This is a genomic window from Klebsiella terrigena, from assembly GCF_012029655.1.
Classification (GTDB): domain Bacteria; phylum Pseudomonadota; class Gammaproteobacteria; order Enterobacterales; family Enterobacteriaceae; genus Klebsiella; species Klebsiella terrigena.
The window spans coordinates 3,301,266-3,314,713 of the sequence record NZ_CP050508.1 but is presented as its reverse complement, the minus strand read 5'-3'; the positions used below and the strand labels follow the sequence as shown (position 1 = coordinate 3,314,713).

Here is a 13,448-nt window from a genome sequence, read left to right as displayed (position 1 = left end):
GCCCACCTGAGTGGGCGACGAAGAAAGGAATAGAAGAAGGGGAGCAGATCAGGCGACGTTGACGATATCGACGGTTAAACCGCTGTCAGCCAGCTGCTGACGAGCGGTATCGTGCAGGTTGCTATCGGTAATGATGCGATCAAAGCGCCCAACCGGACCGAGCGGGTAAGGGTGTACGACGCTGAATTTTGAACTGTCGCTGAGCACAATGGCCTCGCAGCCTTTCTCCAGCACCGCGTTAACCACGTCCGCGCGCATCATATCCCGCCCGGTAAACCCGGTCTCAAGCTGCCAGCCGTCGATGCCAATGAACGCTTTGCTGAAATGAACCTGCTGGATAAACTGCCGGGTCAGCGGACCGACCATGCTCTCGCTGCGTTTCTGGTAGATCCCGCCGAGGAGGATCACCTCGCCAGGCGTCTCTTTCAGCAGATGAGCAATATAGCTGCTGACGGTAATGATGGTGATATCGCCACGCTCGGCAAGCGTCCGGGCGAGCAGGGCGTTGCAGCTACCGTTTTCGATAAATACCGTCTCGCCGGACGAAACCCGCTCAGCGGCCCGCATAGCCAGCTCACGCTTAATGGCGAAATAGGTCATCATGCGGGTTTCTACGTCCTCGCTATCCAGCGGCACGGCAAAACCGTGAGTACGACGCAGATAGCTCTGCTTTTCCAGCAGATTCAAATCCTGACGTACGGTCACTTCAGAGACACCGGTCATTTTCGCGAGATCGGCCACGCTCATGCGGCCTTTATCGATGACCATTTGCAAAATACTTTGTTGTCGGGCGTTCATAGCAACATCACAGTTAGGGGGCTATTTTACGGGCAATCGACGCTGTACGGTCGGCTGCGGCGCGAAGGGCTGTCAGATTTCCCAGGGGGCTTTCGGCTGACCGGGCTTGCTTTCCGGCTCATCGTTAGCAAGAGCCTGCAGCTCCGCCTTGAGGATCTCCAGATTATGAATCGCGGAGTGATAGTCTCCGGCAACCAGAATATCCAGCACGGTATCGATACGTTGGGCGAGCAGGCGGGCATTCAGATCAGACATAGTATTATCCTGGTTACAAAAGCGAATGAAATCAATGATGCAAAAAACGGATGCAAAAGAGAAGTGAAAAGATCGCACAACCTATCTCATCGGGAGGTTTTTAGCGCAGGCGCGGGCGGTGAACGGGGATTGGCTAAAAGAACGGCTCCCTGAGTCGGGAGCCGCTGAGGGGCAATATCAGGCGAACGGCCGGGCAATCACGCTGCGCGTTTCCATTCTGACTTCGGCAATCTTAACGTCGATAACGTCGGTCACCTTGTAGACGGTTTCACCTTTAATCTGCACGGTGCCGTTTTCCTGGCTGCAGACCAGCTCATCGCGGACGGCGTGCAGGAACGGTGCCGGGATAAAGGCAACCGCGCCGTTATCAACCAGGCGCACGCGCATGCCGCCGCGGCTGATATCGATAATTTCCGCCGCAAAGCGCGTATCGGTGCCGGCGTTCGGGCTCAGATAGCGCGCGTACAGCCAGTCGCCGACGTCGCGTTCGGCCATCCGGTTCAGTCGACGGCGTTCTGCCATCTGCACCGCTACGTCATCATTAGGGCGCGCGATGGTGTCACCTTTAATGATGGCTTTCAGCAGGCGATGATTAATCATATCGCCGTACTTACGAATCGGTGAGGTCCAGGTGGCGTAGGCTTCGAGGCCAAGGCCGAAATGCGGGCCCGGCTCGGTGCTGATTTCGGCGTAGGACTGGAAGCGACGGATGCGGCTATCGAGGAAGCCGGAAGGCTGTGCGTCCAGCTCACGGCGCAGCTTGCAGAAGCCGTTAAGGGTCAGCACTTCCTGCGGATCGACGTGCACGTCATGGGTCTTCAGCAGCGCGGCAAGCTGTTCGGTATTGGCCGGATCGAAGCCGGTATGCACGTTGTAAACGCCAAAGCCCAGACGGTCGCGCAGCACGCGAGCGGCGCAGATGTTGGCGGCAATCATCGACTCTTCAACGATGCGGTTGGCGATACGGCGCGGCTCGGCAACGATATCCAGCACTTCACCTTTCTCACCCAGCACGAAGCGGTAGTCCGGACGGTCTTTAAACACCAGCGCATGGGTTTTACGCCATTCGCTGCGTCGCAGGCACAGGTCCTGCAGCAGGGTAATCTGCTGCGCGATGGCTTCGCTTTCGGGCTGCCAGCTGCCGCTATTCTCCAGCCAGTCGGAGACGTTGTCGTAGGCCAGCTTCGCTTTCGACTCAATGGTGGCGGCGAAGAATTCAATATCGTCTTCAATCGTACCGTCGGCCGAGAGGATCATGCGGCAGGCCAGCACCGGGCGCGTTTCGTTGGCGCGCAGCGAGCACAGGTCGTCGGAGAGCTCGCGCGGCAGCATCGGGATGTTAAAGCCCGGCAGGTAGTTGGTGAAGGCGCGGATTTTTGCCGCGTCGTCCAGCCTGCTGCCTTCGGCTATCCAGGCGGTCGGGTCGGCGATCGCGACGGTCAGCTGCAGCTTGCCGTCAGCGGCGGCTTCCACATACAGCGCATCGTCCATATCCTGGGTGCTGGCGCTATCGATGGTCACGAACGCCAGCGCCGTCAGGTCGCGGCGCTCCAGCCCTTCGTCCAGCATCTCGGTAGCCACGCCGTCTAGCGCTTCTTTTTCCAGATTATGGCGCGCCAGGGTAACCCACCACGGCACGAAATGGTCGTCGCTGAAGGTGATGAACTGGGTTAATTCGGCGTAGAAGCCGCGATCGCCTTTCAGCGGATGACGGCGCATTTCGGCAACCGCCCAGTCACCCTCGCTGAAATCGTGGCTGACGCTACGATCGGCGCGGCACGGAATGGCATCTTTCAGCAGCGGATGATCGGGAACGATAGACAGGCGATCGTCTTTCTTATGCACTTTACCAACGAAACGCGTCAGGAAAGGCTCGATCAACTCTTCCGGCTCCGCGCTTTCACGTTCTTTTTCAGTATGGACCACGGCGGTAATACGATCGCCATGCATCACTTTTTTCATTTGCGGCGGCGGAATGAAATAGCTTTTCTGCGAGTCAACTTCGAGGAAGCCAAAGCCTTTTTCCGTACCCTTAACGACCCCTTCAACGCGAGGAGTCTGAGAATGCAGTTGCTGTTTAAGCTGCGCTAGCAGCGGGTTGTCCTGAAACATAATTTGGTATTTTCGTGGCTAAAAGAGCGGCTGTCATTTTTACGCGATTATGCCTGTTGCAGCAAGCGCTGTTTGGCATTTTACGTCCGTTGACCAACATTGCCGAGGGCGATTTTCAGCCGGTTGATCCAGCCGCATAGCCCACACCAGGCCAGAATATCGATAACCTGAGTTCGGGAAAGCCCGTATTCAGTGAGGGGCGTTAGCTGAGCGGCGCTGAAGCGGTCGGGGGAGCGGGTTAACAGCTGCACCGCCAGATAGATTGCGCGTTCGGATTGATGCCTTTCGCCCCACGCCTGAAGCGCACGATCGTCGTGGCGGAGCGCCTCAGGAAACGTCGGCGAGCCGGACCATTCTCGCGCCCAGGCGTTAAAGCAGCTGACGCTGCCGTTGATCCGTGCCGCAATCAGCGCGACCAGCGGCGCAAACGGCTGATTTTCACTCAGTCGAGTCAGCAGCTCATCCTGCGCGCTGAGGATTGCATCATGGACCGCCAGCAGCGGCGCCAGCTCGGCGAGGCCGGGATGTTGCTGCCAGCTGACCAGCCGCGCCTGGCGATCGTCGTCAGCGTAGCGCAGGTCGCTGTCGTTGACGTCGGCCAGCCAGTCGGCGTCCGCGGCGGCAAAGCCTTCTGCCGGCGCATCCTCCTGCTGCGGCATTCCCGGCATCCAGCGCACCGGAAAGCCCAGCGTCGCCTGGAAGGTGGCGATCGCGCGGGCCTGGAAGCCAACGAAACCGATAATCTGGTTAATCAGGATAATATCGCGGCTGGTTAAGCCCACTTCGTCCAGCTGGCTGCGGGAGAGGGCGGTAATGACCGAGGGCGAGCTGGCCAGCTGGCGCGCATACTGCGTGATCTGCGCCAGACGACGATTGCTCTCGCGGGAGGAGTCCGGGCCAGGCAGCGGCGCCAGGCGCGCCGCATAGTGGTTACACAGCCGCTGCACGCCATAGACCTGCGCGACGGTGAGCGCCGTGCTCAGGCGGTCGTAGGCGCTAAAAGTTTGCAGACGATTCGCCGTCACGGAGGTCGGAAAGAGCGCGTCGGCCAAACATCGTGCCGGCGCCAGCCAGCCCGCATGCGCGTGGAGCAGCTCTGCGGGCAACGTCAGGTCGAGTAAAAAACGGTCTTCGACATACGCGGCTTCAGGGACGAGCGGTAATACATCCACCGGGCAGATTGTTGACTGGGTCTCGTGATACCAGTGGTTTTTGCCATACACGCGGCGTTGCTCCATGGGCGTTCCTTGATCGATATGTGTCCGGCCGCACTTCTGTGGGCCATCTATGCATAACTATCCTGGCGTAACCCTGGAGCAGGAGAAAATATTGATACGTGCTAACAAATAGCTGATTGGAATAACAGAGCGGGAGAGATGGCGCGAAAGGTCGTCAGCAGCAGCAGAGTAAAACCCTCCTCACGGGCGTGAGGAGGGCAAAGAACTTATTTCAGTTCCAGCTCGTTCATAGCGGCAATGCTGAAGCCGCCGTCAACGTGAACCACTTCACCGGAGATGCCCGCAGAGAGGTTAGAGCACAGGAACGCTGCGCTGTTGCCGACATCTTCGATGGTCACGGTACGACGAATCGGGGTGACGGCTTCGCAGTGGGCCAGCATTTTACGGAAATCTTTAATCCCGGATGCTGCCAGAGTACGGATCGGACCGGCAGAGATGGCGTTGACGCGCACGCCTTCCGGACCCATCGCGTTCGCCATGTAGCGTACGTTCGCTTCCAGAGACGCTTTAGCCAGGCCCATCACGTTGTAGTTAGGGATTGCGCGCTCTGCGCCCAGGTAGGAGAGCGTCAGCAGGGCGGAGCCCGGGTTCAGCATCTCGCGGCAGGCTTTCGCCATCGCCACAAAGCTGTATGCGCTGATGTCGTGAGCGATTTTGAAACCTTCACGGGTTACCGCGTTAACGTAGTCGCCGTCCAGCTGATCGGCCGGTGCGAAACCGATTGAGTGAACGAAACCGTCGAATTTCGGCCATACTTTGGTCAGTTCGGTGAACAGAGACTCAATGCTCTCATCTTCAGCCACGTCGCACGGCAGTACGATGTTGGAACCCAGTGCCGCAGCAAATTCTTCCACACGACCTTTCAGTTTGTCGTTCTGATAGGTGAACGCCAGTTCAGCCCCTTCACGGTGCATTGCTTGCGCAATACCGTAGGCGATGGACAGTTTGCTGGCAACGCCAGTCACCAGAATGCGCTTACCGGAAAGAAAACCCATAGCTTTAATCCTTATCGTTATTGCTTATTTTTACTTTAACAATCATGTAGTTAGTGTTGTTATTTCAAAATAACTCAAATTTAGCCGAGAATTATATCCCACTGACGACCCCCTGTGTCACGCTATTTTTCAGCAATAGCCGACATCCCGCGGGCGACATCGGCGCTACCGCTGCGTTCATGGGCGTCAACCTTCACGGTCAGCGCAGGCGGCTTATCGTATCCCTGCCATCGCGTACTCTCCAGTATATCACCGGATATCGCGGGCGTTCGGCGCCGTTCTCCGGGCAAAATGCGGTTAACGTACGCTCAGGCTCGCCAGCAGCAGCCTGGCGTCGGCGGAGTGCGGGAGAAGTTCCCCCGGCGGCGTATCCTGCCACCAGATGCCGCTCCCGGCAGCGTGCAGCTGCTCTCCCAACTGCCAGCGACCTTGCAGCACCCAGGCGACACCCGCCGCGCCGGGCCGCCGCGCGGTGGATACCACGCTCACCTGCGCCGTGGCCCGGCTACGCTGGGTCATGATGTTGAAGTCCAGCCCCGGCTGCGCAATCCCCTCGCTGGCCAGCGGCCATTCGCCGGCAAAGGCCCACGGCTCCCACAGGTGCAGGTGATGGGCGATATCTCCGCCGCGCAGCCACAGCGAACCGCCGTCTATTAGCGTTATCACCCGATCTACGCCCGGAAAAGCCGAAAACGGCCCGTCGCTTTGTAAAGTGGCGATGCTGGCCCGCCAGAGAAACGGCGCATCAGGCGACGGCACGCTGACGATTTCACGGGTTTCGCCGCCGCCGTTTTTCCACGGCGTGACGGGCAGGGAGGAAAATGTAAAGGGCATAATCATCGCGGGCATACCACCTTATATGTGAATACATGTAAATTTTTTGATACATCTATTTTTCAATTCAATTACAAATTATTTACAGCCTGGTTCACAAATCCATCATCGGAACAGTGTATGGAATTGTCAATGCTTGTATATACATGATCTGTCATCTGCGATTTACACCCGCCTGGCAGCAGCCGCACGGCAACTATTTTAATGGCATCAGGAGAATCAATCATGAATCAGAGCATCACCTTTCGTCAGACCTGCCTGTCAGCCCTGTTTTCTGGACTATTGCTCTGCGGTGGATCGGTCAATGCGAAGGAGTGGAAGTCGATTACCATCGCGACCGAAGGAGGGTATGAGCCCTGGAACCTGACGCTGCCGGGAGGGAAGCTGAGCGGATTCGAACCCGAGCTGATGGCAAATCTCTGCCAGCGCATGGGGATTGAGTGCAAGCTGGTGGTGCAAAACTGGGACGGGATGATCGCCGGGCTGAACGCGGGCAAATACGACGTGATTATGGATGCCATTGTGATCACCCCTGAGCGGAAGCAGGTGGTCACCTTCACGCAGCCTTATGCCGCCACGCCGGCCTCATTTATTGCGGTAAAAGGCACGCTGCTGCCGCCGGCGACCGGCGCCGGCCACACCATCAAGCTCCACGATGACGAAAAAGAGATTCAGGCGGCGATTGCGCCGCTGCGGGCGGCGCTAAAAGGGAAAACCATTGGTATCGCCTCCGGTACCGTCTATACGCCGTTTATTGACAAGTATTTCAAAGATATCGCGGATATTCGTGAATACAACAGCTCGGCGGATGCGATTCTCGATCTGCAGTCCGAGCGTATTGATGCGGTGTTTGACGATATTACCTTTGCCAATACCACCCTGGCGCGCCCGGAAAATAGCAACCTGAACTTCAGCGGCCCGCAGCTGAGCGGCCCCATTTGGGGGGAAGGCGAAGCGATGGGCGTTCGCCATGCGGATGCCGATTTGAAAGCGAAGCTCGATGCGGCAATTCAGGCCGCGCTGGCCGACGGAACGGTGAAAAAGCTGAGTGAAAAATGGTTTAAGAGTGACGTCACCCCATAAGCGAGGTTGAAGATGGCAAGTCTGCTGAGTTTTGGTGAGAACGGCTGGGGGACGGTCATCCTTAGCGCAACACTGACAACGCTTCTTTTGTCCCTCGCCGCGCTTGCGGTGGGGGCGGTAGTGGGGGGCATCATTGCCGCCGCAAAGCTGTCGCCCCGAGCGCCGGCCCGCTGGTTTGGCTCGGCCTATTCGGTGGTGTTTCGCGGCATCCCTGAGCTGCTGGTTATCTACCTGTTCTATTTTGGCGGGTCGGGGCTGGTGTCGTGGGTAGGGCAGCTGTTTGGCGCCGATGGTTTTATTGAAATCCCGCCGTTCCTGATAGGTTCGCTGGCTATCGGCCTCATTTCCGCCTCCTATCAGGCCGAAGTTTATCGCGCGGCGCGTCTGGCGCTGACGCCGGGTGAGGTCGAGGCGGCGCTGGCCATCGGCATGCCGCGCTGGCGCATTTTCCAGCGGATTATGCTGCCGCAAATCGTGCGCTACTCGCTGCCGGGGCTGTCCAACGTGTGGCAAATGAGCCTGAAGGACTCGGCGCTGGTTTCGGTTACCGGGATCGTGGAGCTGATGCGCGCCAGCCAGATAGCCGCCGGATCCACCCGGGAATACTTCCTGTTCTACCTGATTGGCGGCGGTTGCTACCTGCTCCTGACGTTACTCTCTAACCGGGCATTTATTCGGGCGGAAATTCGTCTCAATCGGGCCTGGTCCCGCCGCGCGGCGGCTCAGGTCTAAGGAGAATCTATGTTTATCGACTTCGCCTTCCTCAGCGACACGTTTTTAAAACTCTGCACCGCACTGCCGGTGACGCTGGGGCTGTTTATCAGCTCGTTTATCTGCGGCGGGGTACTGGCGCTGGGCGTGCTGGCGCTGCGGATGAGCCGCTGGCCGCTGCTGAGCGGTTTTGCGAAAGGCTACATTCTGATCTTTCGCGGCTCTCCGCTGCTGATTCAGCTGTTTCTGATCTACTACGGGCTGGGGCAGTTCGGCGTTATCCGCCACAGCTTTTTATGGCCGCTGCTGCGGGAGCCGTTCATCTGCGCGGTGCTGGCGCTGGCGCTGTGCACTGCGGCCTATACGGCCGAAATCCTGCGCGGGGCGCTGCTGGCGGTTCCCATCGGCCAGATTGAGGCCGGCCAGGCCTGCGGAATGTCGCGCTTCCTGCTGCTGCGCAGGATTGTCGCCCCGGTGATGCTGCGCTACGCGCTGCCGGCCTACTCCACCGAAGCGATTCTGTTGGTGAAATCGACGGCGCTGGCCAGCCTGGTCACGGTATGGGACGTCACCGGCGTGGCGCAGCAGATTATCCAACGAACCTACCGGACGATGGAGGTCTTTCTCTGCGCCGCAGCGATCTACCTGCTACTTAACTTTATTATCGTGCAGCTTTATGCCCTGCTGGAGCGTCGCCTGACGCCGCACACCCGGCAAAACCCTGCCACAGTTTCACTCAATACCGCCGCGAAAGGAGAGTAGTATGCACGATTCCCGTCCCGTGACGCTGTCAGTCAGCGACATCCACAAATCCTTTGGTTCGCTCGAGGTGTTAAAGGGGATTTCTATCCAGGCGCAAAAAGGCGATGTGATTTCGATCCTTGGCGCCAGCGGTTCAGGAAAAAGCACGCTCCTGCGCTGCATTAACCTGCTGGAAACGCCGGATGCGGGCGTGGTCAGCGTCGGCGGTGAAACCATCGAGATGAAGCATCATGCCCGCGGCCACCGTCTGGCGGCCAACCCGAAGCAGATTGAGCGCCTCCGCTCGCGGCTGGGGATGGTTTTTCAAAGCTTCAACCTGTGGTCGCATATGACGGTACTGCAAAATGTTATCGAAGGCCCACACTACGTTTTAAAACGCAGTAAGCAGGAGTGTATTGAACAGGCGGAGCAGCTGCTCGATCGCGTTGGCATGCTGAACCGCAAGGACTTCTACCCGGCGCAGCTCTCCGGCGGGCAGCAGCAGCGGGTGGCCATCGCCCGTGCGCTGGCAATGGATCCGGAAGTGATGCTTTTCGATGAGCCGACCTCGGCGCTGGACCCGGAGCTGGTCGGTGAGGTGTTGAAAGTGATGCGCAGCCTGGCAGAAGAGGGGCGCACCATGCTGGTGGTGACCCATGAGCTAGGATTTGCCCGCCACGTCTCCAACCGCGTGGTGTTTATGCATCAGGGGACGATCGACTGCGACGGCCCGCCGGACGCGCTCTTTGGTTCACACGCATCGCCGCGTTTTCAGCAGTTTATTTCCAGCCACCATCAGCCGGGGCAGCCAGTATGAGCGAACGCGTGCTGTGGGGGGACGCCCCGTTATGCTGGCAGGACGTCGTGCGGGTAGCGCGAGAAAAAGCCGCGCTGGCGCTGAGCGACAGCGCCTGGCAGCGCATTGCCCAGGGCCGGTCGATTGTTCAGCACATTATTGACTCCGGGCAGATAGCCTACGGCATTAATACCGGCCTGGGGGCGCTGTGCAATATCACGCTGCCCGAAGAGCAGCTCGGGCAGCTATCGCGCAACACCCTGCTCAGCCACGCCTGCGGCGTTGGCCCGCTGCTGGATGAAGCGCACACGCGCGCCATTATGTGCGCGGCGATCGCCAACTACAGCCACGGGAAGTCGGGGATTTCCTGCGCCATCGTTGAGCAGCTGCTCGCCTTCCTGAATCTGCAGATTACGCCGCAGGTCCCGTCGCAAGGGTCGGTGGGCTACCTGACCCATATGGCACATATCGGCCTGGCGCTGATGGGGATCGGCGACGTGAGCTGGCAGGGGCAGGTCGTTCCCGCCGAGCAGGTTCTGGCGCAGGCCGGGCTCGAGCCCATTGCGCCGGGAGCAAAAGAGGGGCTAAGCCTGGTCAACGGTACGCCCTGTATGACCGGCATGGCCTGCCTGGCGCTGGATGATGCCGCCCGGCTGCTGGACTGGGCCGATGTGACCGGTGCCATGAGTTTTGAAGCCCTGTGCGGGCAGGCGGTGGCCTTTGACGCCGAGATCCTCGCGCTGAAGGCCAGCCCGGGAATGCAGCACTGCGGCCTTCGCTTACGGCAGATGCTGACGGACAGCCCGCTGCTGGCGGCCAGCCAGGGAGTGCGTACCCAGGACGCTCTGAGTCTGCGCTCTATGCCTCAGGTCCACGGCGCCTGTCGCGATCAGTTCGCGCACGCGGCGGGGCAGGTCGACGTTGAGCTGAACGCCTGCACGGATAACCCGCTGATTCTCGGGACGCTGGATCGCTGGCGAGTGGTCTCCCAGGCGCATCCGCACGGCGAGTCGGTGGCTATGGCCTGCGATTTGCTGGCGATTGCGATGGCCGAGCTCGGCGCCATTGCCGAGCGGCGTCTGGATCGGCTGGTTAACCCGCTCGTCAGCGGCCTGCCGGCGTTTTTGGTGGCAAAGCCGGGGGTGAATTCCGGGATGATGATTGCGCAGTACGTCGCGGCCTCGCTGTGCGCGGAAAACAAGCAGCTGGCGCAGCCCGCGGTGCTCGATAACTTTGTCACCTCGGGTCTGCAGGAGGATCACCTGAGCCTGGGGACCGGCTCGGCGCTGAAGCTTCAGCGTCTGCTGAGCAACCTGTATCAAATTCTGGCGATCGAGTATTTACTCGCCGCTCAGGCGCTGGAGTTCCATCCCATCGACATGCTGGCGCGGGGCACCCGCCACGGCCTGGCGCTGCTGCGGCAAAGCGTGGCGACGTGGGAAGACGATCGCTGGCTTGCCCCAGAAATCGCTAAAGCGGTCGCGACGATTAAAAAACAGCCGGCGAACTGGCTGGCATAGCGGACCGTCGGTGAAAAACGCGACGCAACAAGAACACCGATTATAGCGAGGAAACTATGTCTTCTTTTTCTTCAACAGATGGGCAGTCAAAAGGCAGTGAGCAGCGCATAACGGAAACGCGCTCGATCGATTTTATTCCCGAAGGCGAGAGACATGGACATCCTTTCAGCCAGTTTACGCTGTGGTTTGGCGGCAATCTGCAGATTACCGCTATCGTCACCGGCGCGCTGGCCGTGGTGCTGGGCGGTGATGTGGTGTGGTCGCTGATTGGTCTGCTGCTGGGGCAGGTGCTTGGGGCCGCGGTGATGTCGCTGCATGCCCTGCAGGGCCCGCGCCTGGGGCTGCCGCAGATGATCATCAGCCGCGCGCAGTTTGGCGTTTTTGGCGCGGTGGTGCCGCTGGTGCTGGTCTGCATTATGTACGTTGGTTTTTCCGCTAGCGGCACCGTCCTTGCCGGGCAGGCGATGGCAAGGCTGCTGTCGGTCTCAAACGTCACCGGCATGCTGCTGTTCAGCGCGATTATCATCGTCATTGCCGTGCTGGGCTATCGGGTTATCCATAAGCTGGGCAAAGTGGCGAGCATCGTCGGCGTGCTGGCGTTTGCCTATCTGTTCATTACGCTGCTGCTCTCCGCAGACCTGACGGCCATCGCGCAGAATAGCCATTTCTCCCTGCCGATGTTCCTGCTGGCCGTGTCGCTCTCCTCGTCGTGGCAGATAGCCTTCTGTCCCTACGTTTCCGACTACTCGCGCTATTTGCCGAGCAACGTGTCTGGCGCGAAAACCTTTTTCTGCGTCTTTAGCGGGACGGTGCTTGGCACCCAGGCGTCAATGACCCTGGGCGTGCTGACGGCGGCCATTGCTGGCAGCGCTTTCCCCGGACATGAAGTGAGCTTTATCGTGGGATTAGGTAAAAGCCAGGTGATGGCGATGGTTATCTACTTTGCGATCTGCTTCGGCAAAATCACCTTCACGACGCTCAATGCCTACGGCAGCTTTATGTCGCTGAGCACCATCGTTTCCGGCTTTCGCCGCCAGACGTCGCTATCGCAGCGATCGCGCCTCATCTTCGTGGTTCTGATGGTGTCCATATCGTGCATTATCGCCCTGCTGAGCGAGCCGGCGTTTCTGAAGAACTTCACCCATTTCCTGCTGTTCCTGCTGGCGTTCTTCGTTCCGTGGAGCGCCATTAGCCTCACCGATTACTATCTTATCTCTGCCGGCGCCGTGGATATTCCCGCGCTGTCTGATCCGAAAAAACGCTACGGCTACTGGAATATTTACGCCATAACCATCTACGTGGTGGGGGTGCTTATCCAGCTGCCGTTTATCGAGAACCCGCTGTTCCACGGCTCTTTGACGTGGATATTCGCCGGTAACGACGTGTCGTGGATTATCGGCTGGTTCGCCACCGGGCTGCTGTACTACTCGCTGCGTCGCTTTGACCGGCGGGTGCTGCCGGCGCAAACCATACTTCCGGGCTGAGAACGCGCCTGCGGGCACCGCTAAGTAACAGGCCCGGGTAAGGCGCCAGCCTTACCCGGGTGATTGAAGGGCTATTTACCGTCTTTGCGCCACGCGTCGGCGGTCAGCGCTTCGCCAAAGTGGCCGGCGATCAGCCGCTTGGTCAGATCGTGCAGCGGCGAAGCCAGCACGTCAGCGGTGCTGCCGCGCTCCACCACTTCCCCCTGATGCATCACCAGAACCTGATCGCTAATATGCTTCATCATGCCTAAATGCTGGGTAACGTAGATATATGAAATACCTTGTTTATCCTGCAGCTCCAGCATCAGGTTGATCAGCTGTGAACGCATCGACATATCCAGCGACGCCAGCGCCTCATCGCAGACAATGACCTTAGGCCGCAGGATCAGCGCGCGCGCAAGGCCCAGACGCTGCTTTTGCCCCGGCGCCAGCATATGCGGGTAGTAGCTGACGTGGTCCGGCAGCAGGCCGACCATTCGCAGCGTCTCAATAATCTGCTTCTGCCGCGCCTCCGGCTCAAGCTCGGTGTTCAGACGCAGCGGGAAGTCGAGGATCTGCGAAATGCGCTGGCGCGGGTTCAGTGAGGTTGACGGATCCTGGAAAATCATGCGGATACGCTGGCTGCGGAACGAGTAGTCGCCGAATTCCAGCGGACGGTCGTCAATCAGCAGCTCGCCGGCGCTGGGTTCAATCATGCCGGCCAGCATTTTTGCCAGCGTGGATTTCCCCGAGCCGTTCTCGCCGATGATCGCCAGAGTCTGGCGCTCGCGCAGCGTAAAGCTCAGCGGCTTGACCGCTTCCACCGTCTGACGACGAAACCAGCCGGTACGATAGCGAAAGGTCTTACTCAGATTGCGGACTTCGAGCAACGTTTCGACCAT

The 13,448-nt window shown here is 59.2% G+C and carries 13 protein-coding genes; 6 read left to right on the top strand and 7 right to left on the bottom strand.

The annotated features are described in order from the left end of the window. Positions 1-48: 48 nt before the first annotated feature. The 6 genes from yciT to HCK03_RS15545 all read right to left on the bottom strand — a co-directional run bounded on the left by yciT (position 49) and on the right by HCK03_RS15545 (position 6,238). Positions 49-798 carry a DNA-binding transcriptional regulator YciT gene (gene yciT / locus HCK03_RS15570; protein ID WP_115193019.1) on the bottom strand — a complete coding sequence of 250 codons (750 nt, stop codon included), beginning with the start codon at positions 796-798 and terminating at the stop codon, positions 49-51. A 72-nt stretch (positions 799-870) separates the two neighbouring features. Continuing rightward, positions 871-1,053 carry a YciZ family protein gene (locus HCK03_RS15565; RefSeq protein ID WP_041145195.1) on the bottom strand — a complete coding sequence of 61 codons (183 nt, stop codon included), beginning with the start codon at positions 1,051-1,053 and terminating at the stop codon, positions 871-873. A 177-nt stretch (positions 1,054-1,230) separates the two neighbouring features. Then, positions 1,231-3,165: an exoribonuclease II gene (locus HCK03_RS15560; protein ID WP_167691861.1), complete on the bottom strand. Its 1,935-nt coding sequence runs from the start codon at positions 3,163-3,165 to the stop codon at positions 1,231-1,233. A gap of 80 nt (positions 3,166-3,245) precedes the next feature. Next, positions 3,246-4,403, bottom strand: coding sequence for a CMD domain-containing protein (locus HCK03_RS15555; RefSeq protein WP_041145197.1), 1,158 nt, complete (start codon positions 4,401-4,403; stop codon positions 3,246-3,248). 206 nt (positions 4,404-4,609) lie between these two features. Next, the gene (gene fabI, locus HCK03_RS15550) at positions 4,610-5,398 is read right to left on the bottom strand and encodes an enoyl-ACP reductase FabI (protein WP_041145198.1); all 789 of its coding nucleotides are present in this window, start codon (positions 5,396-5,398) and stop codon (positions 4,610-4,612) included. Between the two features lie 297 nt (positions 5,399-5,695). Then, complete coding sequence (locus HCK03_RS15545) at positions 5,696-6,238, bottom strand: HutD/Ves family protein (protein WP_115193016.1); 543 nt, start codon at positions 6,236-6,238, stop codon at positions 5,696-5,698. A 219-nt stretch (positions 6,239-6,457) separates the two neighbouring features. On the opposite strand from HCK03_RS15545, the gene HCK03_RS15540 reads away from it, so the two are divergent. The 6 genes from HCK03_RS15540 (at position 6,458) to HCK03_RS15515 (ending at position 12,567) form a co-directional block, all read left to right on the top strand. Further along, on the top strand, positions 6,458-7,315 hold the full coding sequence (locus HCK03_RS15540) for a transporter substrate-binding domain-containing protein (RefSeq protein WP_041145200.1): 858 nt from the start codon (positions 6,458-6,460) through the stop codon (positions 7,313-7,315). A 12-nt stretch (positions 7,316-7,327) separates the two neighbouring features. Next, positions 7,328-8,047, top strand: coding sequence for an ABC transporter permease (locus tag HCK03_RS15535; RefSeq protein WP_167691860.1), 720 nt, complete (start codon positions 7,328-7,330; stop codon positions 8,045-8,047). Between the two features lie 9 nt (positions 8,048-8,056). Continuing rightward, a complete protein-coding gene (locus HCK03_RS15530; RefSeq protein ID WP_134525722.1) occupies positions 8,057-8,788 on the top strand; it encodes an ABC transporter permease in 732 nt (243 codons plus the stop codon). 1 nt (position 8,789) lies between these two features. Next, complete coding sequence (locus tag HCK03_RS15525; RefSeq protein ID WP_041145203.1) at positions 8,790-9,584, top strand: ABC transporter ATP-binding protein; 795 nt, start codon at positions 8,790-8,792, stop codon at positions 9,582-9,584. After that, a complete protein-coding gene (locus tag HCK03_RS15520; RefSeq protein WP_167691859.1) occupies positions 9,581-11,083 on the top strand; it encodes an HAL/PAL/TAL family ammonia-lyase in 1,503 nt (500 codons plus the stop codon). Before HCK03_RS15525 ends, HCK03_RS15520 begins: the two co-directional genes overlap by 4 nt. Before the next feature lie 107 nt (positions 11,084-11,190). Next, positions 11,191-12,567 carry a purine-cytosine permease family protein gene (locus HCK03_RS15515; RefSeq protein ID WP_041147591.1) on the top strand — a complete coding sequence of 459 codons (1,377 nt, stop codon included), beginning with the start codon at positions 11,191-11,193 and terminating at the stop codon, positions 12,565-12,567. Positions 12,568-12,638: 71 nt separating this feature from the next. On the opposite strand, the gene sapF is transcribed toward HCK03_RS15515, so the two are convergent. After that, the gene (sapF, locus tag HCK03_RS15510) at positions 12,639-13,448 is read right to left on the bottom strand and encodes a putrescine export ABC transporter ATP-binding protein SapF (protein WP_041145205.1); all 810 of its coding nucleotides are present in this window, start codon (positions 13,446-13,448) and stop codon (positions 12,639-12,641) included.